The sequence below is a fragment of the Clostridium folliculivorans genome (genome assembly GCF_024341905.1).
GTDB lineage: Bacteria > Bacillota > Clostridia > Clostridiales > Clostridiaceae > Clostridium_AR > Clostridium_AR folliculivorans.
In genome coordinates, this window is the sequence record NZ_BQXY01000013.1 from 1 (window position 1) to 26,601 (window position 26,601).

Annotated in this window: 17 protein-coding genes, 1 tRNA gene, 1 rRNA gene, 1 pseudogene and 1 riboswitch; of the genes and pseudogenes, 16 read left to right on the forward strand and 4 right to left on the reverse strand. The window is 29.9% G+C overall.

Going from position 1 to position 26,601, the window contains the following annotated elements; all coding sequences use genetic code 11:
- The 4 genes from rrf to OCU55_RS21790 form a co-directional block, all read left to right on the forward strand.
- A 5S ribosomal RNA gene (gene rrf / locus OCU55_RS21775) occupies window positions 1-112 on the forward strand; the annotation flags it as partial.
- A 23-nt stretch (window positions 113-135) separates the two neighbouring features.
- Window positions 136-210 (forward strand) — tRNA-Asn (locus OCU55_RS21780).
- A gap of 346 nt (window positions 211-556) precedes the next feature.
- A complete protein-coding gene (locus tag OCU55_RS21785; protein WP_261854397.1) occupies window positions 557-973 on the forward strand; it encodes a helix-turn-helix domain-containing protein in 417 nt (138 codons plus the stop codon).
- The gene (locus tag OCU55_RS21790) at window positions 974-2,419 is read left to right on the forward strand and encodes an MFS transporter (RefSeq protein WP_261854398.1); all 1,446 of its coding nucleotides are present in this window, start codon (window positions 974-976) and stop codon (window positions 2,417-2,419) included.
- A gap of 91 nt (window positions 2,420-2,510) precedes the next feature.
- On the opposite strand, the gene OCU55_RS21795 is transcribed toward OCU55_RS21790, so the two are convergent.
- Window positions 2,511-4,049: a methyl-accepting chemotaxis protein gene (locus OCU55_RS21795; protein WP_261854399.1), complete on the reverse strand. Its 1,539-nt coding sequence runs from the start codon at window positions 4,047-4,049 to the stop codon at window positions 2,511-2,513.
- 27 nt (window positions 4,050-4,076) lie between these two features.
- A complete protein-coding gene (locus OCU55_RS21800) occupies window positions 4,077-5,081 on the reverse strand; it encodes a 3-oxoacyl-[acyl-carrier-protein] synthase III C-terminal domain-containing protein (RefSeq protein ID WP_261854400.1) in 1,005 nt (334 codons plus the stop codon).
- Between the two features lie 95 nt (window positions 5,082-5,176).
- Window positions 5,177-5,260, reverse strand: a riboswitch (cyclic di-GMP riboswitch).
- 846 nt (window positions 5,261-6,106) lie between these two features.
- Here OCU55_RS21800 and fusA point away from each other — a divergent pair.
- From fusA to OCU55_RS21815, 3 genes are all read left to right on the forward strand, one after another.
- Window positions 6,107-8,203, forward strand: a complete 2,097-nt coding sequence (gene fusA, locus OCU55_RS21805; RefSeq protein ID WP_261854401.1) for an elongation factor G — start codon at window positions 6,107-6,109, stop codon at window positions 8,201-8,203.
- Window positions 8,204-8,495: 292 nt separating this feature from the next.
- Window positions 8,496-8,732: a hypothetical protein gene (locus OCU55_RS21810; RefSeq protein WP_200270325.1), complete on the forward strand. Its 237-nt coding sequence runs from the start codon at window positions 8,496-8,498 to the stop codon at window positions 8,730-8,732.
- Window positions 8,733-8,921: 189 nt separating this feature from the next.
- Entirely contained in the window at window positions 8,922-9,869 is a 948-nt protein-coding gene (locus OCU55_RS21815; protein ID WP_261854402.1) for an ROK family protein, read from the forward strand.
- Window positions 9,870-9,895: 26 nt separating this feature from the next.
- Here the strand turns inward: OCU55_RS21815 and OCU55_RS21820 are convergent, their stop codons facing one another.
- Window positions 9,896-10,063 carry a hypothetical protein gene (locus OCU55_RS21820; protein ID WP_261854403.1) on the reverse strand — a complete coding sequence of 56 codons (168 nt, stop codon included), beginning with the start codon at window positions 10,061-10,063 and terminating at the stop codon, window positions 9,896-9,898.
- Window positions 10,064-10,340: 277 nt separating this feature from the next.
- On the opposite strand from OCU55_RS21820, the gene OCU55_RS21825 reads away from it, so the two are divergent.
- The 7 genes and pseudogenes from OCU55_RS21825 (at window position 10,341) to OCU55_RS21855 (ending at window position 21,709) form a co-directional block, all read left to right on the forward strand.
- Window positions 10,341-10,481, forward strand: a complete 141-nt coding sequence (locus tag OCU55_RS21825) for a hypothetical protein (protein ID WP_261854404.1) — start codon at window positions 10,341-10,343, stop codon at window positions 10,479-10,481.
- A gap of 434 nt (window positions 10,482-10,915) precedes the next feature.
- Entirely contained in the window at window positions 10,916-14,581 is a 3,666-nt protein-coding gene (gene metH, locus OCU55_RS21830; RefSeq protein ID WP_261854405.1) for a methionine synthase, read from the forward strand.
- Between the two features lie 57 nt (window positions 14,582-14,638).
- Window positions 14,639-14,836, forward strand: a pseudogene (locus OCU55_RS21835) (molybdopterin-binding protein); the annotation flags it as partial.
- A gap of 146 nt (window positions 14,837-14,982) precedes the next feature.
- Window positions 14,983-16,434 (forward strand): site-specific integrase, encoded by a 1,452-nt coding sequence (locus OCU55_RS21840; RefSeq protein ID WP_261854406.1) that lies wholly within the window; start codon window positions 14,983-14,985, stop codon window positions 16,432-16,434.
- Window positions 16,435-16,449: 15 nt separating this feature from the next.
- Window positions 16,450-19,338, forward strand: coding sequence for a hypothetical protein (locus OCU55_RS21845; RefSeq protein ID WP_261854407.1), 2,889 nt, complete (start codon window positions 16,450-16,452; stop codon window positions 19,336-19,338).
- A complete protein-coding gene (locus OCU55_RS21850; protein WP_261854408.1) occupies window positions 19,339-20,967 on the forward strand; it encodes a site-specific integrase in 1,629 nt (542 codons plus the stop codon).
- 4 nt (window positions 20,968-20,971) lie between these two features.
- Entirely contained in the window at window positions 20,972-21,709 is a 738-nt protein-coding gene (locus OCU55_RS21855) for a coiled-coil domain-containing protein (protein WP_261854409.1), read from the forward strand.
- 557 nt (window positions 21,710-22,266) lie between these two features.
- On the opposite strand, the gene OCU55_RS21860 is transcribed toward OCU55_RS21855, so the two are convergent.
- A complete protein-coding gene (locus tag OCU55_RS21860; protein WP_261854410.1) occupies window positions 22,267-22,494 on the reverse strand; it encodes a helix-turn-helix domain-containing protein in 228 nt (75 codons plus the stop codon).
- A gap of 114 nt (window positions 22,495-22,608) precedes the next feature.
- Between OCU55_RS21860 and OCU55_RS21865 the strand changes: the two genes are divergently transcribed.
- Both OCU55_RS21865 and OCU55_RS21870 read left to right on the forward strand, forming a co-directional pair.
- Window positions 22,609-24,258: an ATP-binding protein gene (locus OCU55_RS21865; protein WP_261854411.1), complete on the forward strand. Its 1,650-nt coding sequence runs from the start codon at window positions 22,609-22,611 to the stop codon at window positions 24,256-24,258.
- Window positions 24,259-24,659: 401 nt separating this feature from the next.
- A complete protein-coding gene (locus tag OCU55_RS21870) occupies window positions 24,660-26,375 on the forward strand; it encodes a methyl-accepting chemotaxis protein (protein WP_261854412.1) in 1,716 nt (571 codons plus the stop codon).
- Window positions 26,376-26,601: the final 226 nt, after the last annotated feature.

The following is a 26,601-nucleotide window of genomic DNA, read 5'->3' on the forward strand; positions in this document are numbered from 1 at the left end:
GATGATGCGTCTAAGGGTTACACCCGTACCCATACCGAACACGAAGGTTAAGACTTAGACGGCTGATGGTACTGCATGGGCGACTGTGTGGGAGAGTAGGTGGTCGCTAGGTTGTATCTTTATGAGATACAATATTCCGCGATAGCTCAATGGTGGAGCACTCGGCTGTTAACCGATAGGTTGGAGGTTCGAGCCCTCTTCGCGGAGCCATTTGTACATAACGCCAGTATATCTGGCGTTTTTTTGTTTTTAAAAAGATCTATATAATCATTTCTGATAATTATATATCCACAGACTAAGTAAAAAATAGCTATAATATGTGTATAATCTGTTGAAGAATCTTTGATTATTGTGGATAAAAGGTTATATGTATTGAGATAAAGTGCTAGTATCGGTGCACGAACATTTTATTTAAAAATTTAAATATGCATATGAAAGTAATCTATTAATATTTGAAAGAAGCATATGAAGTAAACGATTTGTTAGTAGATATACAGAAACTATGACATTGACGTTAAGGTTATAGTTTATTAAAATGATAAATGGAGGGGAAAGTATGGATCAAAAGTATTATCAAATAGATGAAGTTTCAAAAATCACTGATCTCACTAAGAGATCAATAAGGTACTATGAGGACATGGGGTTATTTACACCTGTAGCAAGAACAGATTCAGGCTATAGGATGTATAGTGATGAAGATATAAGTACAATAAATGAAATAAAGGAACTTAGATCTAAGCTGGGATTAACGATACCAGAGGTAAAGCAGATATTAGGGTTAAGGAAGATGCTAAATGAGATATGGTCTAAAGATATTACTGATAAAGATCATATTAATGAAGCTTTGGAAAAAGTAAGCACTTTAGTAAGGACTATTGATGAGAGAGAAAAAGTATTAAGAAGAGTAAAAGATAATTGCAATAATAGTTTAAATAGATTAATAACACTACTAAATGAGAAAGAGGAAGAGTAAATGAAAAAAGATAATTACAAATGGATAGCGTTGTCCTGCACTACAATCGGTGCATTGCTATCAGTTATGAGTGGTAGTACTCTAATGATAGCATTACCTGTGATAATGAAAGATATAAATGCAGGAATGGGTATAGTTACTTGGGTTCTTATGGGATATATGCTAGTCTTAACAATACTAGTTCCTTCAATAGGAAGAGTAGCTGATATGGTTGGTAGAAAAAAACTATATGTTAGTGGATTTGCTGTGTTCACAGTAGCATCTTTCTTATGTGGGTTAGCACAGAATGGTATAACATTGCTTATATTTAGATTAATACAAGGAATAGGCGGTGCATTGATGGTAGCTAATAGTACGGCTATTGTAACAGATGCATTCCCAAAGAAAGAGCTAGGTAAGGCTCTTGGAATTAATACCATGATAATAAGTGTTGCTAGTGTTATAGGGCCTATATTAGGTGGTTTTCTAGTTAACTTTGGATGGAGAAGCATATTTTATATAAATGTGCCAATAGGTATTGTAGGAACCATTTGGGCAGCAATTCAATTAAAAGAAGTAGCTAACTTACCGGAGAAACAAAAGTTTGATTTTAAAGGAACTATAGTATTTACATTAGGTATGCTATCATTGCTTATTGCATTAACTTTAGGAAGTTTCTCAGGATGGTTTAATCCAACTGTAATAATCTTAATAGTAGCATCAATTATATTAATTGCATTGTTTATTAATATAGAAAGTAAGATTAAATACCCAATGTTGGATATGAGATTATTTAAGAATAGAATATTAGCATTTGCATACGCAAGCAACTTTTTTAATGGGATAGCGAGAGGAGCAGTAACGTTCCTATTAGTATTCTATTTTCAAGGGATAAAAGGGATTGATCCAATAATAGCTGGTATGTTATTGACTCCGCTTGCAATATCAATGATGATTGTATCTCCTATAAGTGGAGTATTATCTGATAAATATGGATCAAGAGCATTAAGTTCAATAGGACTTGCAACTTCTGCGGTAGGTCTAATAGGATTTATGTTTATAAAAGAAAATTCATCTATGATAATGTTAGTTATATCGATGCTTATTATGGGATTAGGTTCAGGCTTATTCTTTTCTCCAAATACAAATGCTATAATGGGATCAGTTCCAGCGGACAAAAGAGGGGTAGCTGCAGGAGTAAGAACTATGTTAAATAATGCTGGTACAGTTTTAAGTATAGCGCTTTCTATGGCTATAATAGCTTCAAGTGTGTCTCCAGAAGCTATGCAGGCTTTATTTGTTGGTACTCAAGTCGGAGCTGAAGGAATAGCTATTGGAAAGTTTATTGGTGGATTGAGACTAGCGTTTACAATATCATTTATATTTAGTGTAATAGCAGCTTTATTATCTTACTTAAGAGGGCCAGAGCCAGCTTGGGATGAGAATGAAGAAGAAAAAGTTGCATAGAAATTATAAATAAAGATAGGCTGTCCTTAATAAGTTTAACACTTATATGGACAGCCTATTGCTTATTATAACTAATTTACAGTTATAAGTTTTAGTTTCTATTAGTTAAGGTGTTCATTTCCTTAGCTAAATCTCTTAGGTATTCTGAACTTGCAGCTATTTCTTCACCAACAGCAGCATTTTGATTTACTGAATCGGACACTTCTTTGAATTTATTTATTGTTTCTTCTGTAAGTTCAGATATCTTGGAGTTAAATGAAACAACATTCTCTGTTTCATTAATCATTGATGATGCCAACTCACTGATAGTAGTTATATTAGTATTAGATACTTTCAGCTTATCTACCATAGTGGATACATTATCAACTGCATTGGTTAAAATAGTATTACCAGTAGAAATTTGAGCGTTATTTTCAGTCATTAATCCTTCAACTTCTCTTATTTTTTCTTTGAATTCGCTTAATAATGACCCTATATCAGTTAGAGAAGTTCTGCTATCTTCAGCTAATTTTCTAACTTCTTCAGCAACTACTGCAAAGCCTTTGCCTAGTTCACCAGCTCTAGCAGCTTCTATAGAAGCATTTAAGGCAAGGAGGTTAGTTTGCTCTGATATATCACTTATTATCCCTATAATACTATCTATTTCAGCTGATTTTTCCTCAAGTACTTTAGAAGCTTCAAAAGTATTTTTTATTCTTATGCTTATATGATTTATTATATTTAGAGCTTCTCTTAGAGATTTATTATTCTCATTAGATAATGAAATAATTTCATTAGAGAATGCTTTAGTACTATCAACCTTACTAGAAACATTTTTGTTTATGTCGAGTAAGTTAGATAGTATGGTTTCATTCTTTTGAGAGTTATTTAGCATGTGATTTGCATCATTATTAATATCATTACTTATAGAGGCTATGTACTGAAGAGATTTTGCTTCTTGATCAACAGCAGTTGATAATGTTGTACTTGAATTTAGAAGCATCTCTGAGAATTCACTTATTTGAGAGAATAAATTAAAGATATGTTCATTTTTTTCTTTTATATCATTTTCATTATCACTTATATCTTTAAGTAATAGCGAAGAGAAATATGTAAAGAGATATATCGCAAAAGAAGTAAGGGATATCACAATTATTCTAATAACTATTTCTCTTAAGAAAACTTGATTTTCAGGTAGCAAGTTTGAATTGCTAAAGAATATATATACTTGTGATAATATACTAACTCCAACTGATATAAGAGTTAGCTTGTGATCAAATAAAAGTGCGCTTAATAGTATGAAATAAAACACTATTAACCATAGCTCCTTAGATGGAACCATCCAAGTCAAATAAATATAGTTTACATAACATATGATCACTAAGCTAGCTTTTAGAAAAGTTAAACCTCTCTTCCACGACTGAGCATCCTTCATGGCCCATTTATATCCTAGTCTAAAAAGTATAACCTCAAATAAGGTTAGAGCCATTAGAATATACAATGAGCTCCAACTTATTTCCGGATATAAATTCATTGCCTTCATACCTATAAATACTATTCCTGCCATTAATGCACTAACAGAATATATTATTAATACGAATTTTAATGTTTTTTTCTGAAAGTCAATTATACTACTTGATAAGGATTCCATTCTTATCCCCCTGTTTCTAAAAATTAATTACCATTTATAGATTAGAGAAGACATAGTGTAACCAGCTGCAACAGAACAAAATATTAGAATATCCCCTGATTTAAAACCTTCAATAGATAATTTGTCATCTAGTGCCATAATTGGGCTTGCACAACCGGTATAGCCATACTTATCACCAATAAATATAGCCTTAGATTTATCTACACCGAGTTTTTCAATAGTTTGGTACAAATCATATTTAGAGAATTGCGATATAAAATAATGAGCAACTTCTTCTGGAATAAGATTATAATCCATTAACAAGGAACTTATAAGTTTAGTCCACTCATCAGAAAGAAAACTAAAGTCGAAAGGATCCCATTTTAATCTTCGATCATAATTTGAAGTTGTTTCATCAGTTATTTTTGATAAACCACAATTAGGAAATCTTATATTTTCATTATAACTATCATCAGTAAATACCCTAGAACCTAAAAATCCCCTTTCTTCCTCCTCTTCTATAATTTCAAGTATAATAGCTGCAGCGCCATCTGATATACCTTGATAAACAACCAAATCATCTTCTCTAGAAAATGGTATCATGTTCATTGAACCTAATACAAGAACTCTTTTATATTTATCGTCCGTTTTTAAAAATCTTGAAGCAATGTCGATTGCTGTAAGCATACCTATGCAATCATTGTTTATATCAAAAACGTTTGTGGCATTTTCTGCCTTAAGTTTATTTTTTATAATCAATGCACAACATGGTGTGAGAAACTCGGGTGTATCTGATGCTGATATTATTGCATCAATATCTAGCGATGTTAGGTCACATTTATTTAAAGCTACTTTTGCGGCTTCTACCGCCATTGTAATACTTGTTTCACCTGGAGAAGCTATAGTTCTTCTGTCTCTTCCCATCTTCTCCATCAGGCCTGCTGCATGACCTTCTGTACCGTATTTTTTATAGTGTTCTATGTAATAATCATTGTACAGTGTTTTTTCAGGATGATAACTTCCTATTCCTTTTATTATTACGTTCTTTACCATAATATCTCCTCCATATCATTAAAAATTTTCAATTAAAGATAATATTAAAAATAAAAATGGACAAATTAAAACTTGTCCATTTTTAATCTAACAAACTTAGTAGCTTGGCAATCATAAATCAAATTCTTAGATCCATAGCTTTGCGTCCCTACCTTTCGATAGGTTTGCCTTTATTAAGTAAAAATAGATGACATTATTAATATAAAGATTTAGGTAATATCCCTAATTACGACTATTTTACCAAAGATTATACAAAATGTACATAAATACATAGAAAATTAACATTTAACATAATACATGTTATTTTTTAAATAAAAAAATTTAAATATAAGGTATAATTTGCAGATTTATTCCAATAATTAGATATATAGAAAAGGTTTTCAGAATATTTTGAAAATAAGAAGGATAATAATTTAAAGAAGAGAATATTATTTAATATAATAATATAAAAAAGTTGTGAATACATTTATTAGTAACTAATTCTATTTTATTCTTTAGGAATTTATAACTAAATTATATATGTGTATAATTATGCGAAAAGGCTTAAGACACAGTATAAGTTAAAGAATAAAAAAGAAGATTATGTCGCCTGTAAGATTCTTCACATACACTTAAGAAAAGGCAGCTGCGCAAAAATTTCAATAAAGAAAATCGCTTTAGCGAATTTTTCACAAGCGATATAAAGGTTGAATACTTTAGAGGATTATCCCGCCATATAATATACAACATCTATAAAATTAAATCTATCAATTTAACTTTCAACACATTAATATTAAATCGTTTATATTTACCATTAATACATTCTGTTCAAAAAGAAAATATTTTTAGCTTTGAAAATCTTTAGCTAGTTGATATGAATTTCTTTAGTTTTAGTATGATATTAAAAGATTAGTATAGTATCTTGCAAAAATAAATCTTAAAGAGACATCAATCAACTACAGCTTTATATACAGCTAAAGTCTAAATTTTAATGGAAGGTAGGTGAATATCTTAACTTTGTAGATTGCGGAGTTAAGATAAAATGTATGAAAGACTATAAAACTGATAATCTAAGAAATGTAGGTATAATTGGACATAGTTCATCAGGGAAAACAGCCCTAGCAGAAGCTTTATTATATTATACTAAAACCATTGATAGATTAGGAAAGATAGAAGAAGGCACAACTACAAGTGACTATGATGTTGAAGAAAAAAAGAGGGGAATCTCTTTATCTGCTTCTGTTATTCCATTTGAATGGAATGATAAAAAGATAAATCTTGTAGATATTCCCGGGTATTTTGACTTTGTAGGTGAAGAAATACAAGGGATTAGAGCTATAGATGTTTCCATGATAGTAGTTTGTGGTGCCGCCGGAATTCAGGTTGGTACGGAAAAGGCATGGGAGTATTGTAATAAGATGAAACTACCTAGGGCATTTTTTATAAACAAGTTAGATAGAGAAAACTCAGATTATGATAAAGTGTTATCTGATCTAAAGAGTAAGTTTGGTATAACAGTAGTTCCAATACAATATCCGATCGGAAAAGAAAGCGAATTTACAGGTGTAATTGACGTAATAAAAAGAAAAGTTAAAGTTCATGATAAAAAAACTAATAAAGTTGAATTAAAAGAAGTTCCAGAGGAATATTTAGATAAAGTTGCAGAGTGTAAACAGATGATTATGGAAGCTGTAGCTGAAACTGATGAAGAACTTTTAGATAAATATTTTAATGATGGAGAATTAACTGATGAAGAGATATATAGAGGGTTAATTAATGGATGCTGTACTGGAGAGATAGCTCCAGTTATGTGTGGTAGCTCACTAGAAGTAATTGGTATGGGAGCATTGATTGAAGATATAATTGGTTGTTTCCCTTCTCCAGAGAAGATGGTGAGAAATGGATACAAAAAGTTAAACGATAACAATGATACTGTTAAGATAGATGAAGAAAAGCCTTTTTCAGCTTTTGTTTTCAAAACTGTGGCTGACCCTTTTGTAGGAAAGTTATCTATATTTAGAGTATTAACAGGAAAAGCTGTTGCTGATTCTATAGTATATAATTCATCTAAAGAAAGAAATGAGAAGATGGGAAATTTATATTTCCTAAGGGGAAAAAGCCAGATACCTACAAAGGAGATTACTGCTGGAGATATAGGGGCTGTAGCTAAACTTCAATATACAGCAACTGGTGATACAATTTGTGATAGCAATAATAAGGTGATATATGAACCTATGGAATTCCCAGATCCAGTTATATCTATGGCTGTACTTCCTAAGAGTAAGGGAGACGAGGATAAGATATCATCAGCACTTACAAAGCTATTAGAAGAAGATCCTACGTTTAGAGTATCTAGAGATGTAGAAAATGCAGAAACTATAATTTCAGGTGTTGGTGAGACTCATCTTGATGTTATTGCATCTAAATTGAAAAATAAGTTTGGTGCAGAGGTTATTCTTCAAAGCCCAAAGGTGCCATATAGAGAAACTATAAAAGGTGTGGCAGATGTCCAAGGAAAGCATAAAAAACAATCTGGTGGACATGGTCAATACGGGGATGTAAAGATTAAGTTTGAACCTAGAGTTGATGGATATGATGAGTTGCAATTTGTAGATCAAGTAGTAGGAGGAGTTGTTCCGAGAAATTATATACCAGCTGTGGAAAAAGGGCTTAAAGATTGCATACAGCATGGAGTTTTAGCTGGATATCCAGTTATAAGATTAAGGGCAACTTTACATGATGGTTCTTATCACCCAGTAGATTCATCAGAAATGGCATTTAAGATTGCAGCATCTTTAGCGTATAGAAAGGGTGTTGAGATAGCAAAGCCAATCTTGCTTGAGCCAATAATGCATTTAGAAGTTATGGTTCCTAGTGATTATATGGGAGATGTTATAGGAGATATAAATAAAAAGAGAGGAAAAGTACTTGGTATGGAGCCTGTAGATGGAATGGAAAAGGTTACGGCTGAAGTTCCTATGTCAGAGCTTTTCAAGTATGCTACGGACCTTAGATCAATATCTCAGGCTAGGGGAAGTTTTAGATGTAATTTTGAAAGGTATGAAGAGGTGCCAGTATTAGAAGCAGATAAAATAATAGAGAATGCTAAAAAGCTAAGAGAATTACGAAGTGAAGCTTTATAATATTGAAAAGATATAAGACTTAAGGCCTGTTTTTTTAAAAAGATTGAGTTAGTATTAAGTATTTACTCAGTCTTTTTTGTTGTATAATAAAAAAATAAAACTTATTTACCTGGCAAATGTTCTTAATATATATTGGCAAAGGCAGATGCGTTAAAAAAGCTCACTGAAGAAGACACTTCAGCAACTTTTATATAGTATTCAATTTACTAAAATAAAAATTAATCAAACTAAGGAATATTAATCATAATTTTATCTATACTAATAGTAAAAACTTATATCTAGGGGGTTGCAAATGTCAGATTATAGAATGGATATTAGAGGAAGCATCGGACTTAGCGATTATAGTAATATTTATGATTATATTGGTGTGGTAGATAACAAAGATAACTTTACGATAACAGTAGATAACTGTGGAAACGAGAGTATACAAGTTATATGTAAGATGTTGTCAGATAGTGATTTTTACATAAAAGATCAAGGATATGACAATCAGGGTAGATATTATATAAATGCCTACAAGAATGAATAAATTTAATTTTATGGAGTTAAATAGAGATAATATTTTCAATATATACAATATTATAATGAAAATTTAGGAATATTGTATAAATATTATAAGGTGATAAAATATACAATAATATTAATTGTATATATGTTATAATATTGTTGTAAAATTTTAAGTAAATTAGGTTTCATTTTAGGATATGGGGGGAAAATAATGAGTAACTATGTTATAGGTATAGACTTAGGTGGAACAAAAATTAGTACTGCCTTGTCTGATTTTAATGGAAACGTTGTAAGTCAATCGATAATCGCAACTGATGCACATGAAGGAGAAGCTGCAGTATTAGGTAGAATAATTAAGACTGTAGAAGATGTTATAGAAAATGGAAAGGTAGATGTTGTTCAGGTTAAGGCTATCGGAATTGGATCTCCTGGTCCACTAGATGCTAAAACTGGCATAATAATAACTACTCCAAACCTTCCTTTTAAGAATTTTGACTTGGTATCGCCTATTAGAGAAAAGTTTCAAATTCCAGTATACTTAGATAATGATGCTAACGTTGCTGCTATAGGTGAATTTATGTTTGGTGCAGCAAAAGGCACTGAAAATATGGTATACTTCACAGTAAGTACTGGAGTAGGTGGTGGAGCAGTACTTAATGGAAAGATATACAGAGGAAATACAAGCAATGCTCTTGAGATAGGACATGCTACTGTAGCACCGAATGGTCCTAGATGTAATTGCGGAAATATAGGTTGTCTTGAAGCTACATCATCAGGTACAGCTATAGGAAAGAGAGCAAAAGAAGCTTTAGAAAGTAAAGTAGAAACATCACTTAGAAAGTATAAAAGTGTAACTTCAGCAGAAGTTTTTGCTGAAGCAGCTGCTGGTGATGAGATTTCAAAAGATATAATAGACAATGCATTAAATTATCTTGGAATAGGTGTAGCTAACGCAATATCTATATTTGATCCTGAAATGATCATAATAGGTGGAGGCGTATCAAAAGCAGGGGAAATAGTTTTTGATAAAGTTCAAGAAGTAGTAAATAAGAGATGCTTTAAGAATATGGCTGAAGCATGTAAGATAGTTCCTGCAGGTCTAGGAACAGATGCAGGTGTTATAGGTGCAGTAGCTCTAGCTATTATGGAAAGTAAATAATAATTAGATATATTTAATCACTGTGTTTAAATTAAGTGGTTATTCATCCAATGCTTTAATGAGCTTACGCAAAGAATTAATATGATTTTCTCTAATGGAGTAGCTAAAACTGTATAACTCACTACGTTCGGACAATACAGTTTATTAACGCTACACCATATCCGTAAATCATTTAATTCTAATTGCTCGCTCATATAGCATCTCCTGTATAACCACTTAATTTTAGATACTATTAAAAACAATCTAATGATTAAAAGAGTTTAAAGCTTATGAAGCTTTAAGCTTTTTTTTTTGTATAAAAAATTTACTGAAGAAGGTCGAGCCAGCAACTTTTTTATAGTAAGATCATTATTTAGAAGATACACAAAAGGTAAGTTAAAAATACTATGAATATTTGAAATAGAAAGTACATAAATTAAAGAGTGAAGAGAGGGACAAAGTGCCAGAAAACAAAAGAAGGAGTGATTAGATATGCCAAAAGATAGTCAAATTGATAATAAGCTAACTAGAAAAATTAAATCAAATTGGGATACAACTTTATCAGATGAAGAGCCAAAGAATAGTAATAGAAATGCTAAGAAACAGTCTATAAAGCCAGGCTCAGGGCAATAAATTCTTTTTCTCATACATAGTTTACTTTGAATATACTTTCCAAAGTTTTAATACTTAACTGATAACCGTATCAGTTTTTATTTGTACCCCTTCTCACAAATAAAGACTGTATAATTCAATAAGTAAGCTTTGAGAGAAAGAGTTTTTTAAATACTGCTCACCGTAATTTTATTTTACGGTGAGCAGCTTTATTATATATGGGAATCTATAAATACATATAATATTAATAAATTAAGTTTCGATATAGGAATCCTTTAGTAACTACATGATAAGTCAGTATTATAGTATAATAAGTATAGATATCCAAACTTTAGTTGTAATCTTATATTTTTAACAGTCATAAGAATTATGATTTTTAAAACATTATAGTTTAAGTACACATAGGCATATCGATATACACGTTAAGTGTAAAAACAAATATTTTGGAGGTAGTAATGAGGGGGCATTTATTCACAGAAAACAGATTTATTAAAAGCTTAGAGGAAGGAATTCTAGTTCTTGATGGGGCAATGGGAACTATGATACAGAACTATAAGCTAAAAGAAGAGGATTTTAGAGGAAGTCAAATACAATCACATAAAGAACAAAAAGGAAATAATGATGTGCTTGTACTTACGAAACCTGAAATAATAACAAGCATACATAAAGCGTATTTAGAAGCAGGGGCAGACATAATAGAGACTAATACTTTTAATAGCAATATTATTTCACAAGAGGATTATGGTCTTCAGGATATGGTTTATGAGCTTAACTATACTGGAGCTAAGCTTGCTAGAGCAGCAGCAGATACTTTATCTACAAAGAATAAACCAAGGTATGTGGCTGGCTCAATGGGACCAACAAATAAGACGTTATCTATGTCTCCAGACGTAGAAAATCCAGCTTATAGAAGTGTTACCTTTGATCAGGTTGTAAATTCATATAAGATACAGGTATCCGGATTACTAGATGGAGGCGTAGATGTACTACTTATCGAAACTATTTTTGATCATTTAAATGCAAGAGCTGCATTAATAGCTGCTGAGGAAGTGTTTAAAGAAAAGAATAAAGTACTTCCAATAATGTTATCAGGAACTATAAATGATAAAGGTGGAAGGCTTCTATCTGGTCAAACTTTAGGAGCATTTGTTAAGTCAATGAACAGTGATTATGTTATATCTATAGGACTTAATTGCTCTTTTGGAGCTAAGGACCTTGTACCTTTTGTAAAAGAGTTATCAAAAGAACATGATTTATATATATCTTTATATCCAAATGCGGGCTTACCTAATATTTTAGGTGAATATGATGAAACTCCGGAGGTAACTTGTAGTTATCTAAAGGAATTATTTGAAGACAAATGTTTGAATATAGTGGGAGGATGTTGTGGTACGACACCAGAGCATATAAGGGCTATAAAAGGGTTAGCGGAAAATTACCTTCCAAGAATTTTGAATGAAGGAACAAAAATCAGTACTTATGCAGGCCTAGAGTTATTGGAAGCAAGAGCTGAAAATAACTTTATAAACATAGGAGAGAGACTAAATGTAGCTGGATCAGCTAAGTTTGCAAGACTAATTAGAGAAAAGAAATATGAAGAAGCACTGGCAATAGCAAGAGAACAGGTTGAAAATGGTGCACAGGTTTTAGATATAAACTTTGATGACGGTATGTTAGATGGAAAGGAAGAAATGTCATATTTTCTAAGACTTTTGGCTTCTGAACCAGAAATAGCATGCAAACCTATAATGATTGATTCTTCTAGGTGGGAAGTCATTACGGAAGGGTTAAAGTCTATTGGAGGAAAGTGTATTGTAAACTCTATTTCCTTAAAAGAGGGAGAAGAAGAGTTTATGAAAAAGGCTGCTATAATAAAAGGTTTTGGAGCAGCTGCTGTCATAATGGCTTTTGATGAAAAGGGTCAAGCTGATAGCTATGAAAGAAAGATTGAGATTTGTAAGAGAGCCTATGACATATTAACCAAAAAGGTTGGATTCCCTCCTGAAGATATAATATTTGATCCTAACATATTAGCTATAGCAACTGGTATAGATGAACATGATAATTATGCTGTTGATTTTATAAACGCTACAAAGTGGATTAAAGAAAATCTTCCAAGTGCAAAAGTGTCCGGTGGAGTATCTAATTTAAGTTTTTCATTTAGAGGCAATAATTTTATTAGAGAAAGTATGCATGCGGTATTCTTATATCATGCGATAAAGTCAGGAATGGATATGGGAATAGTCAATCCTGGAATGATAAGAATCTATGATGATATACCTAAAGATGTTTTAGAATTAGTAGAAGCTGTAATTCTTAATAAGAGAAGTGCAGCTAAAGAGGAGTTATTAGAGCTTGCTGATAAATATAGAAATAGTGAAGAAAAGCAAGATGAAAAAGTAAAGTTATGGAGAAATGATGAAGTAGAAAAAAGGCTGAGCTATTCTATAGTAAAAGGTATAAGTGAATACTTGGAGGAAGATTTACAAGAAGCAAGAATTAAAACTTCAAGGGCGCTTAATGTAATTGAAGGTCCTCTAATGGATGGAATGAAGATTGTTGGAGATTTATTTGGTGATGGAAAGATGTTTCTTCCACAGGTAGTAAAATCAGCTAGAGTGATGAAAAAGGCTGTAGAAATATTGCTTCCATTCATAAAAGAAGATAATTCAGATGAAAGTAGTAAAGCTGGAAAGGTGCTTTTAGCAACTGTAAAAGGCGATGTCCATGATATAGGAAAAAACATTGTAGGTGTGGTATTGGCTTGCAATAATTTTGAAATAATAGATTTAGGTGTTATGGTACCTTGCGAAGAGATTCTTAGAGTAGCAAGAGAGGAAAAGGTTGATGTTATAGGACTTAGTGGACTTATTACACCTTCACTTGAAGAAATGGCGCATGTTGCTGAGGAAATGGAAAAGCAAGGCTTTGATATACCATTATTAATAGGTGGAGCAACTACTTCAAAGATTCACACTGCTCTAAAAATAGCGCCAAAGTATAGTAAAGGTGTAATTTATGGTGGAGATGCATCTAAAACCGTTGAAATAATGAAAAACCTTATGAAGGATAAATTATCCTTTTTGCAGAATATAAGTAATGAATATAAAGATATAAGAGAAAGCTATAAGCAGATGGTTACGGCGGATAATATATCAATTGAAGAAGCAAGAAGAAATAAGTTTAGAATTCAATGGGATAAAGAAGATATTGATATTCCTGAATTTATTGGAGTGAAGGAAGTAAAATATTCAGTAAAAGAGCTTAGAGACTATATAGATTGGACATTTTTCTTCATTGCCTGGGAGATGAAGAAGACTTATCCTGAAATATTAGATGATGAAATCTACGGTGAAGAAGCGAAAAAGCTATTTGAAGAAGCAAATAATATGCTTGATGAATTAGAGATTAATAATAGAATATCACCAAAGGGAGTATTCGGAATATTTAAAGCTAATTCTATAGAAGATGATGTTGTGCTATATGGTGGTGATTATGAAATAGAGGTATTTAATTTTCTTCGTCAGCAGAAAAAAGTGAAAGAAGGAAATCACCTATGCTTATCTGATCTTATAGCTCCTAAGGAAAGTGGAAAGACTGATTATATAGGAAGTTTTTTAGTTACTGCTGGCAATGAAGTATATGAGTATGAAAAACAACTTAAAGAAGCTGGTGAAGAGTATAAGGCAATTATGCTTAAGCTTTTATGTGATAGATTGGCAGAAGCTGCAGCTGAAAAGCTTCATGAAGACATAAGAAAGATATACTGGGCGTATGATAAGAGTGAATGTATAACTAAGAAAGAGTTGTTCCAGGCTAAATACAGAGGTATAAGACCAGCCTTTGGATATCCTTCATTGAAGGATCAGAAACAAATGGAGAAGGTATTTAAGCTTTTAAAGGTTACTGAAAGAACAGGTGTAACGCTTACTGAGAGTTACATGATGAATCCAGTTGCATCAGTGTGTGGATTATATTTTAGTTCTAAGCATGCTAAGTATTTTGATTCATTTAAGTTTTCTAAGGATCAAGTCATAGATTATTGTGGTAGAACTGATGAATCTATAGAAGATGTAGAAAAGAGATTGAATAATTATCTTCATCCAAAATATAATGGATAATTATATATTAATAAGTTTATAAAGTTGAAGTTTACATGAAGAAAGAAGGGAAAGAACATGAGGGCAGAAATAATTTCTGTAGGAACTGAGATATTATTAGGAGACATAGTAAATACAAATGCTCAATTTTTAGCTAAAGAACTTGCAGCTATAGGTATAGCTGTTTATAACCAAACAGTAGTTGGTGATAATGAAGAAAGAATGCTTAAAGCTTTTAAAAATGCTTTTGAAAAATGTGATTTGATAGTTACTACAGAAGTTAGGTGCTAAAAGTAACAATTTAACTATAAATAATAAATGTCCAATACATAGTGTTAATTCTTTTAAATAAAGAGTTAAGACTATGTATTTTTTATTTAACAACAGAAATGTTATTGTAAGTGTCCAATAGGTGTTTTATAATGAAAAATACGGCATGTCCAATAAAAACCAATAGAGTATCGGAGATATATATGTATAGAGATTTAGGCGTTTTGGAATTAGATAACAATGAAATTTTAGATAGTATAAACATATGTGAATTAAAATCATTTCTTAATAGAAGAGAAAATTCTAATGCAGTAGATGTTATTGAACTAAAACCTAAAAGATTTAAATCGATAACAATAAATGTGCTAATAGGTGGGAATTATAAAACTTTTTTTGCAATAAAAGAAAATGATGAAAGTGGATTTCATAGGTTCACAGATTTTTTGTACGATGATTTTGGCTCTGGTGGAATTAAAATTAGTTTAGCTGACAAATCAGCAAATACTCTTAGGAACTATATAAAGCCATTAATAAAGTTTTTGAATTACATATATGCACAAAGATTTATAGATATACAAAATTTAGATAAGGATCTAATAAAAGAATTCTTAAACCTATATACATATAATTTAATTGATGATGATGAAAATCCTAATAGCAGTAGATCAAAAACAGAAGTGGATCGTACAAATCAAGTAATAACTAAATTTGTTTATTGGTTATGTACAGCTAGAAAATCAGCAAGAGGTAAGGAACTAAAATACAAAATGAAATATTTTGAGCTAGATGATTTTATAGTTGGGAAATATCCTAAAAAACTAAAGAATGGTAGCATAAAGTATGTTCCAAAGCTGGAAAATATAGTTACGGTTAACCTAGATAATTCAAATGGTGGTAAAGCAAGAAGTAAGGTAACTAAAGCAAGTCTATATACAGTGAAAAAGCTAGTAGAAGTGTCGAGAGTTATTGATCCAATGATAACGTTCGCTATTGTACTGGAGGCATTTGCAGGACTAAGAATGGGCGAAGCTATGCAGATGCACAATGGACGACTCAAATTAATAGATTTAAAATATGAAAGCTGCAGCTTATATATAGATCTAACATCAGATGCAAGATTACGTTCAGATGGAGTTAAAACAGGGGAAATTAAAATAAATAGAGAGCAACCAGTTTTCGAGGTTTTTGCTGACGTCATAAGAGATGAATACAAAGAACATCAAGAGCTTTTAAATCAAAGAGGATTCTTATCACATAAGTATGGAGCTATCTTTATTAATACAGAAGGAAAAGCTATGACAAATGACAATTATATGAGAAGATTTAGAAGTGTAGCTGAGCAAGCAATTATGAATATTAAAATTGAAGCTGGAAAGGGAAGTGAACTAGCTATTAGAGAAGAGAGATTACTTGAAGGACAACCGATAACTCCTCATTCTTTAAGGTATATTTATAGCCAATTTTTAAACAATACTGTAGGAGAAAGATTAGCTGTTGCTTACTATCGTGGAGATAGAAATCTAAAAAGTCAAGATACATATATACCAGAAACCGATTTGAGAAAGGCTAAAGATTTATTTATGAAAAGATACATAAATCTGTAGACTAGTAGGTATAAAATGAGCAAACATAAAGTTTTAGAAAAGTACATAAATAAAGAATTAAGCTTTGCCTTTACAGGTGAATATATTACTCAAGAGGAACTTGATAGAGATTTTATAACAATAGATTATATAATTAGTAATACAACTATTAAAAGTTACAGTTCTATAAGAAGAGCCCTTCATACGAAAGTAATAACTGGGATATTGTGTGGTTTTGGGGAAAAAGATAGGTATGTATATCATAAAAAAGATTATATTTACAGGAAAGATTTTGAGGAAGTTCTATTAAATTTCTACGATAATGTCATAGAGAAAGATAAAGCTCTAAATAGTTTAAATGAATTAGGAATTGAGGTTTGTAAATATACTTATTGGAGATTTCAGCGAATGGGTATGATTGTAACTCATCCTTTATTACCAAAATCAATATATTTTATTAAGGATAAATTTGAAGATTGTAGAGTTAAATTAATAGAATCATATCATCAATATAGAAGCAATCAATGGGTTAGGGATACTATAAAACAAAGATGTTTAGGATATGAGCTGTATAAAGATAGATTAGGAACTCCGCTCAGTACTTTTTTCAAAGAAAGTAACTATAGTGTTATAGAGAAAGGTAGCGATTTTAATTTCTATGGGGTACATCTGTATAGTATGGATGGATGTTTGGCTTACATAGATGAAATTTTAAGTAATGGGATAAGTTATATACAAGGAGATCACAAATATATCAGGACTATCGATGATTTAACAAGAGAAGAGTTAAATAATTTATATTATACATACGAAGAGTTTAGACAATTATTAAAGAAAATAGATGAACAATTACCATGTAAAACTGCAAGATTTAGTTATTTTAAAAGATATAAGGTTAATGTTATTAAAATATCCTGTACTCCAATCTACTATTTTTTTAGAAAAGAGGAAGTTGACAAGCTGATAAACGATTCGAAAAGATTTTTAAGTAAGGAGTATGTAGAAAACGAGGTAAGGTACTTAACTGATAAAAAGATAGATAGGAATTTTTTTAATGCTAGGAATATAAAGGTATATATTCACCCAATTATATGTAAAAAAGGTTTATATATAATGCGAGACGATTTACCAGTTCTAAAAGAATTGTTAGAATATGAAAACCAGATAGAAGCAGCTAATAGTATGTATAGCCGATATATGATTGAATTAAGTACGTTAAAAATACAGTTCAAAGATATAGATGTAATAAACAAATTTAATGAATATGTCCTTGATAGAAGCAATAACTCAAGGGCAAGGAATACTAATACAAAAGCCCTTATATATGTTAGACTTTATAATCTGTTAAATAATAATATCGAGAAGAATATTTTAAATCTACCATTGGAACGTAAGATAGAAAAATCAAAAGACTTAATTGAAAAAGCATTTAAGATTAGTAATCAATGTGGTAAGGTTATGGTCTCATTTATAAATAATCATGTAATACCATCTATTGATATATCTATAGCAAAGGAAAGAAAAGTACATTATGATATTGATAAATACAATGATGATAATTTTACTACTCTTCTAGTTGCAATATTAGGCATATTAGATGAACCAAATAAATTCAAGAAATTGTTATATAATAGAACAGCATCATCTTCAATATTATATGTATTAGTCCATTTTGTTTTCGCATGGAGAAGAAGCGATTTACTAGAAAAATTACCTAAGCCAAATTTAAAGCTCATTGGATATGATGATGGACTAAAGTTCTTAGAGGATTTAAGAGAGGATAATTTCAAATTCGAGGAATATCATGGAGAAAAGATTTGTAAGGACATAACAGAATATATTTATAGAATGAATTTAAAATCGTATAAAAATGATGATAAATTGGAAGGTAGTATACCAGCAATAATTTATAAATATCTAGGGCTATTAATGTGTATTTGTGAGGGTAATAGACAATATGTAGAGAAAACTGTTAGTAATAAATATACTAATAAGAAAGACTTGATAAGCCCAGGCGGATCTTCGAATGAAAGTATAAACAAAACATTTGAATTGTTTCAAATAGATATAGAAGGAATTCTTGGTAAACCATTTGGAAATCTCAGAGGAACTAAGACATTCTTTAGTGTACTAAGCAAACAATTTGAAGAACTTAAGATGTGTGTTTCAAAAGCTGTTAGTGACTTAAGGGCGCATAAGGAAAATGGGAAAGAAATATCACAAACTGGTAATAAGTATTATATTGAAAAGGATATTAGCAAGTTGGCTGTAGGTATTTTTGCTAGGGGTACAATGGGGTGTGTTAAAGAATATATCTTAAAGCTAGTAGAAAGTGATTACGAATTATTAGATGGTGAAAAGCAGATTGAAATATTCAATTCTTTGGAGATGAAAAATACAGAGATAGAGAAGGTACATAAAGAATTGTACCAAAGAAATACTGATTTAGATAGTTTTTTTAAAGTTTTTCAAGGAGATAAGAAATTGGCACAGGAGTTTCTTAGGGAACTCATTTATGGAAAGTCATATTCTAAACACTCTGATTGTAAATGTCTCTTGAAAGCTAGAATAAATGCAAATAATAATATTATATTTGAAGAAAGAAACGATATTACAAAACTAGTAGATTGCCAAATTAGAAATGATAATTGCATTGGATGTGATTATTTGGTAGCATCAAGACTATTTATATATGAGTTTAAGGATTTAATTAATGAATTCTTCAAACAATTTGAAGAATTACATGACATTAGTTCCAAAAAATTATTTGCTATGGTTTTTAAGAAAAAATATACTCCATTACTTTCAGCTTTTAAGTCGGAATTAGGTGAGGATATATTTGAAAATGTGTTGGATGTTACTCAATATAAATTGTTTAATAAACAAATTGCTGAAATTAAACTCATTGAAGAGAGGGCTAATTAATTGAAATTAAAAGAAAGAGTGTGGATTGAAAAAAATTTAGGTGAATTTAGTTTATCTGAAATAGAGAAATATATGATGGAATTTGAGCGCTTAAAAAGTGAAGGATATATAAATTCTGACACTAAATTTAAAGATAATATTTGGATCATTAAAATTAGGGGGGAAGAAGTAAGTCTAATTTTTTTTAATGACACCGAGTTAAAGAGTATATCAAAGAAGTTAAAGACGTCTAAAGAGTTTATAGATATGGGTTTGAAGTCGTTTATGTTAGATGATATTGAACACGTAAGTTCTATAACAGTTCGTCACAAACAACTATTGTTTAAATCAGTACTACGGAGTGATGTTGATAAATTACAGAAAGAAATTTTTTATCATCAAATTAGCTATTTAGAAAAATTTGATGAGTTTATGGGGGGGATTAATTCTCATTATGTTGAGGTTCTCTCAGAGAATGTTATAGAAAAATGTTATAAGACAAGGAAATTAGTGAGCTTTTCCAGTGTATTTAAATTTAATGAAATAATAGAATCTTTTTACCATGAGCATAAAAATGATATAGATATATTATTGAAATGGTATCCAGTTATTATTTGGTGGAAGCTAACATCTGTTATTCCGCTTAGACCATCAGAACTTATAAATGTTGAAAGAAATTTAATTAAAAAAAGTAGTAGTGGATATGTTGTTAAATTGAAACGAAGCATTGGCAAACATGTTGGGTATAAGTTTGATAATACATCAAGCGAGGATAACTGCTATTATGATGATGAAGTTAGTATTGATAAAAAAATGTACACATTTTTGAAAAAATATATAGATGATATGAAAAATGTTGAGGGGAAGTTTTTATTTTCAAAAGAGTTATATACATCGTTACGTAGGTTTAGCCCAAGACTAAATAAAAATAAGTTTATAGTAAGCAACTTACATATAATTCTGGAACAATTTTATGAGGAAATTATACAAAATCAATATGGTTACAAAATTTATAATAGAAATGAAAAGGCGTTTGAAGATTTAGAAGAAAACGAGATAGAGAAAATTACTCTCTACGATTCGAGGCATATAGCTATTATAAATGCTATATTCTTAGGTGAAGAAATTGAAACAGTTCAACGTCTTGCTGGACATGAGGATATTAATACTACATACAGTTATTTTCAACATCAGCAAGAGTATACCAAATCTTTTGCACTTTCTTTTTCAAAAAAAATGTTATATAGAAACGATATAAGAAAGATTCCACACATAAAAAACTCAAGTAAAAATAATCATGGCAAATTACTTGCAAATACTGTATTAAAAACCAATGATAAAACAACTAATAAAGTAAAGAACTTCAAATCATATGGAGGATATTGTGAATACGATACAGATAATGATATTTCATTATGTATGAAGTTTTTACCTAGTCATAGGCTATGTCCACAATTCATCCCATATAATGAAGATGTTCAAATTTTTGAGACAGAAAAAAGGCTAAGCAACTGTGTAAAGGTTCTTTGCGATATAATAAAAAACAGAGAAACAATAGCGAGCTTCAATGAAAAAGTATCAATTCAAAGAAATGCCATGATTAATAATACATATGAGCTAGCACAACTTCTAGCAAAGAAGGAGAAATAGGTTTATGGGGAAAAATCCTAAAAAGTACTCTGATGAAATACTAATTTCAATAATAAATGATTATGTACAAAATGTTGTTTTTAGAAGGTTAAAATATACAGATTTAGCTGAGTATGCAAGAAAAAAAGGTTTTGACAGTGTAGAGAGAAGAGATTTTTCAAGGAATGAAAAGTTAAAATCTATAGTACAAGAAATAAATGAGAAAAACGCTTTATCAGAAAAGGCATTAAAACTTGAAAATAAACCATTTACATCATTTTATATTGACATAGATTTCATTGAAAAAGTTAGTAAGAATACTAGAATTCAATATTTGAATTATTTTAATAAAGCTCAAGCTGATATAATTAATGAAAATGATAAGCTTAAGAAGCAAATATCTGAGTTACATAATTTTATAGATACTTTAAAGAATGACAAAATTAATTTGCTAACTGATTTGAAAGAAAAAAAATCAGAAATAAGAGAATTAAAAAAGTTGTTAATAAAGGAAAGTTCTAAGAGAGATATATTAAATGAATTAGAACTCTTTGAAAAGCTTAGGGATGTAATGAAAATAAAAGGTTTTAGTCAAGAAACTTATAATGACTTTTATAGCAAGTATTGGAATGAGTCTGAAACTGATATACTTGATTTTAATAGTATATTGAATAAAGAAGTTTCAAAAACCAATACGGTAAAGAGTGCTGAGAAAATTGAACTCGATAATGACATTGATTTGCTAGATTATGATGAATTTTAAAATTGATTATATAAAACCATAGATAATATATTATTGGCAAAAAACATAATAGATTGAATTCATACGGGTTATCTGTGCTAGATAAGATTTGCTAAGATTAATATGTTTATGATAATTCTATATTACTATAATGGCAATTTTATTTTTATAAAAGTTAAATAATTATATGAAAAAGTATGCTAAGTTTATTAAGTTAGTGTACTTTTTTTGCGCAATTGCTTGGAGGACACTACTGCTGTGAATTTAAATAAAAGTTTGAATTTTTAAAACAATACAGTAAAAAATAAAACTGTATTTTTTATAAAGATTTATTCCAAACAGCACGTCCTTGTTTGCGATGAAACAAAGTGTACAAGCTGTTTCTAATATCCTTTGAGTTCAAAGTTTATCTTAAAATCAGATTATGATTTTTAATGAGCGTGATATTAGTTCGTATGTCATTAAATAATAAACAACTTATTTATAGAGTTATTTAATACTTTCAAGTAATATACTTGGATTGTAAGCCTAATAAGTAATAAAAAAAGACTTAACTTTATCTACATAGTTAAGTCTTTTTATTCTTTAAATTTAAACAAATCATCAATACTGATGCTTAGAGCATTTGCAATTGCAAAAACCTCATAATCGAATACAGGTCTAGTCTCTGATTCAATTCTAGAAAGCATTGGTTCATCAATTTTTATTCCTTGTAAATTTATTTTTGCGACTAAATCTTTTTGAGTACAATTTTTTCGTTTGCGAAATAACTTTACATTACTTCCAATGATATTTTTTCTTTCCATATCAATCATCCTTAAACAATTTATGTATTAATTTTAGTAAATTGTTCAAAATAAAAGTTGTGCAATACACAAGTTTTAGAGGTTTAATAAAATTTTAAAATAGGAGTGATAGATTTGGAGAAGTGTATACCATTGGTGAAAGATGCTTCACTGTATAAAGAGATTGCAAAAAATATAGTAAATCCATTAGAAGTTCCAAGAGAAGCTATAAGTAATTCTATAGATGCTGAGGCTAAAAACATTAATATAGAATTATATCGAAATAATGAAGGTTTATTTTGTATAGATTTTATAGATGATGGGATTGGAATGGGAAGAAATGAAATGGAGCGCTTTTTTAATTTAGGAGATTCATGTAAAGATACAAGAAACATAGGTGAAAAAGGGTTAGGTACCAAAATATTCTTTAGGAGCAAAAGAATAACGGTAATATCTCAAAAGGAAAATTCAGAAAGAACCATAGCAGTTATGGATGATCCATGGGAAAACTTAAGCAATGGTAAAGTTCCTGTTTACACTATCGATAACGATGCACCAATCGTAGGCAATGATGGTACATCGGTTAAGATTGAGGGATATCTAATAGATAATCCAGAGAAATACTTTAATTTTTATACATTAAAGGATTATATTTTATGGTTTACTGCCGGTGGGAGTTTTAAAAATTTATTCGCTACATATTCTGAGTTAAATCGATATGTTAAAAACATGCAAGTAGCCCCTAGGATATTTATAAATGATAAAATACAGCAAGTTAGAGAAGAAATAGGAGGAACACATCATTTTTATCCACCACAGGAAAATCCAAAAGAGGACGAACATGAAAAAGTATATAGGAAATCAGTTAATTATTGTAGACATTTTGGGCCATATCATCGAAGTACTAATATAAATGGAGAGTACGTTTCTTTTCAAATGTATGGAACTGTATCAGGAGTTAATTGTAGAAAATCAATATGCAAATTAAGACATTCGGAAAGATTAAAAAACAGGTTTGGAGTTTATTTAGCTAAGGATTTTATACCAGTAACAAAAAAATCTAGTCTCATAACCAATCCTAATTATCACCATTTTCACCTTGTAGTAAATTCTCAAAATTTTGAGTTAACCGCTGATAGGAATAACATAAGTAATCAAGATGATCCTAAAGTTAAATGGATTCTTAGTAGTGCAAAAAAAATTATTGATGAAGACATACTGCCAATTGCTGAAAGTGTATATTTCAAAATGAGAAAAGAAGAAGAATGTCAAGCTCAAATACAAGACAAGAATTTAGCTTTGAAGAATAGACTTATTAACTTCTCTAAGCTACAGGGATTAAATATAGATGATATTCCTATTAAAAAGGTTCCAGATAATGAATCTCAGGTTGCATTACTGCTCACATCATTACTAAGTAATAATAAATTTAAACAGCATATTAAATACATAGATTCTATAGCACATTACTCACAGCATTCTACAACAGATTTAATATGTATTAATAATGAGGGGAACCCTTTGTTGGTGGAAATGGAATTTTTGTTGAGCAATATTTTCAAGCACGATCATCCGTATGAGACATTCGATTGTATAGTATGTTGGAAGATAGATATAGAAGTTAACGAAAAGAAGAAATTAATTGATGGAACTGAATTAAAACTAATTTGTGAAAGAGAAAGATGGTTATTAAAATTCGGAGCTGATAAAATTATACCTATTATTGAATTGTCAGATGTAATAAGAGAGGTAAGTGATTCAAAATATTTTGAAAATATCTTATAAGAGAATCTTTAGTTAATTAATTTAGATTGTATTTAAATATAAGAATAAACATTTTAAGTTATACCAAAATGAGTATTTTATGAGATTTGATAATAAAATAATTAATTTGCAATTATAAATGATATAACATTAAATATTGACTAGTGTGCTCATATAATAGGATAAAGAAGTTAATAGAGGAAGATAAATAAGGATTAGGGATAACCGGTAAAGCAGTGCCTAATTCTTATTTTTATTTATTCATAATTTTTATTTGTAAATATTCATAGTATCAAATAATGTAATTTCTTGCTTGTAAATGAGAAATCTTTACAATTTCTTTACAACAAAGTGATAAAATCAGTAGTAATAATATGAGATGCGTTAGGACAAGCATTTAAATACAACAGGGAGGATATTTTATGAATTTACTGAAGAATTTGAAAATAAGACAAAAACTTATAACCTGCTTTTTATTGATTTCAATTATTATGGGAGTACTTGGAGGTATAGGAATATCACAAATAAAGAAAATAAATTCTAATTCGACATCTATGTATGAAGACAATTTAATTCATTTGAGATCTGTAGATGAATTAAAAGAGAATTTTTTGCAGATACATTCTGACTTAATATCTCTTTTAACAACTAAGAATCTAGAGAAGAAAGAAAAAATTAAACTAGAAATTGAAAAGTTGACAGAAGAAGATATGTACCTCTCTGAGAAGTTTAAAAATGCAGATGGAATAACCAATGATGAGAAAAAAATGATAACAACATTTAATCAATATCATGAAGAGTATATGATGGAACGCAAAAAGTTTATTGAACTGATCGATTCTGATAAGTATGACGAAGCACAGATGGCTTTTGAGATGGTAACCGAATTAAGGAATAAAACGTTTGATAGTATTAATGCAATAATTGATACTAATCTAAAAGAAGCTAAAAATGCGAATAATTCAAATAACTTAATATTTAGAAATTCATTCAATTTGATGATTGGTATAGTAATATTTGGATTTATATCTGCATTAGTACTTGGTTTACTAATATCCACTTTACTATCAAAGCAAATAAATAAAGTTTTAATATTTGCAGATTCATTGGGAAGTGGAGATTTAACAAAAAGGATAGATATTAATTCAAAAGATGAAATAGGGAAAATATCTATTGCTTTAAATAAAGCAGCTGAAAATACACGTAACCTTATTTCAGCTATAATATTGAGCTCTGATAATATAAATAATTTAAGTGAGGAAATTTTCACTACAATAGGAGGAGTATCTAAAAAGATAAATAACATAAATGAATCGACAAAAGAAATATCACGAGGTACTGAAGCTCTAAGTTCAACTACGCAAGAAGTAAATGTTTCAATTGAAGAAATAGCTTCAAATTCAATTGAACTTTCTCAGAAAGCCAAGGAAGGAGATAATGCTTCAAAACAAATTCAAGTTCGTGCGGTAGAGATAAAAGATAAGGGATTAAAAGCAATAGATATTTCAAAAAAGATATACCAAGAGAAACAAATAAATATACTAAGAGCAATAGAGGAGGGAAAGGTTGTTGAGGAAATTAAAGTTATGGCAGATTCAATAGCAAGCATCGCATCTCAGACTAATCTCTTAGCTCTAAATGCAGCTATTGAGTCAGCAAGAGCTGGTGATCTTGGCAAAGGATTTGCTGTAGTTTCAGATGAGATTAGAATTCTTGCAGAGCAGTCATCAGAGAATGTTTCGAATATACAGAGGGTAATAAACCAAGTTAATAACGCTTTTAAAAACCTTTCAAGTAATACTGAGGACATATTAAAATTTATTGATAACAATGTAAACCCAGACTATGAATTATTCCTAGAGACGGCATTGAAGTATGAAAATGATTCTGCTTTTATTAAAACTATGTCAGAAGAAATTGCTGATGGTGTGGCTCATATATTAAGTTCAATCAAACAAACTAGTAATGCTATTGAAGCTGTATCTGCAACTGCTCAACAATCAGCAGAAAATTCAGAGGGAATCTTAAGTAGTGTTGATGAGACAAATCATGCGACTCAAGATGTTTTAAGTTCAGTTAAGAAACAGGTTGTTCTATCTGATGAGCTTAAATCTCTAGTTCAAAGATTTAGAATTTAGAAATGAATACAAATAATTAGATTACATTAGAGACAATTAGATAATTTCTTCATATTATCTTTATAAAAAAGTAGTAAGGTCTACTTTATAAAGATTAATTTAGATACTTAAACAAAGATGATATCTAAAAATTAAATCATATCATTTGGAGGTGACATCATTGGTTGTTGAAGTTTTAGTTACTATTGGAGTAGTAAGTTTTTCTGCGTTCACCATATATAAAAAA

Bases quoted from the DNA above. Each gene is read 5' to 3' on its own strand.
- OCU55_RS21785 (WP_261854397.1), top strand. From the start codon at position 557: ATGGATCAAAAGTATTATCAAATAGATGAAGTTTCAAAAATCACTGAT.
- OCU55_RS21790 (WP_261854398.1), top strand. From the start codon at position 974: ATGAAAAAAGATAATTACAAATGGATAGCGTTGTCCTGCACTACAATC.
- OCU55_RS21795 (WP_261854399.1), bottom strand. From the start codon at position 4,049: ATGGAATCCTTATCAAGTAGTATAATTGACTTTCAGAAAAAAACATTA.
- OCU55_RS21800 (WP_261854400.1), bottom strand. From the start codon at position 5,081: ATGGTAAAGAACGTAATAATAAAAGGAATAGGAAGTTATCATCCTGAA.
- fusA (WP_261854401.1), top strand. From the start codon at position 6,107: ATGAAAGACTATAAAACTGATAATCTAAGAAATGTAGGTATAATTGGA.
- OCU55_RS21810 (WP_200270325.1), top strand. From the start codon at position 8,496: ATGTCAGATTATAGAATGGATATTAGAGGAAGCATCGGACTTAGCGAT.
- OCU55_RS21815 (WP_261854402.1), top strand. From the start codon at position 8,922: ATGAGTAACTATGTTATAGGTATAGACTTAGGTGGAACAAAAATTAGT.
- OCU55_RS21820 (WP_261854403.1), bottom strand. From the start codon at position 10,063: ATGAGCGAGCAATTAGAATTAAATGATTTACGGATATGGTGTAGCGTT.
- OCU55_RS21825 (WP_261854404.1), top strand. From the start codon at position 10,341: ATGCCAAAAGATAGTCAAATTGATAATAAGCTAACTAGAAAAATTAAA.
- metH (WP_261854405.1), top strand. From the start codon at position 10,916: ATGAGGGGGCATTTATTCACAGAAAACAGATTTATTAAAAGCTTAGAG.
- OCU55_RS21840 (WP_261854406.1), top strand. From the start codon at position 14,983: ATGAAAAATACGGCATGTCCAATAAAAACCAATAGAGTATCGGAGATA.
- OCU55_RS21845 (WP_261854407.1), top strand. From the start codon at position 16,450: ATGAGCAAACATAAAGTTTTAGAAAAGTACATAAATAAAGAATTAAGC.
- OCU55_RS21855 (WP_261854409.1), top strand. From the start codon at position 20,972: ATGGGGAAAAATCCTAAAAAGTACTCTGATGAAATACTAATTTCAATA.
- OCU55_RS21860 (WP_261854410.1), bottom strand. From the start codon at position 22,494: ATGGAAAGAAAAAATATCATTGGAAGTAATGTAAAGTTATTTCGCAAA.
- OCU55_RS21870 (WP_261854412.1), top strand. From the start codon at position 24,660: ATGAATTTACTGAAGAATTTGAAAATAAGACAAAAACTTATAACCTGC.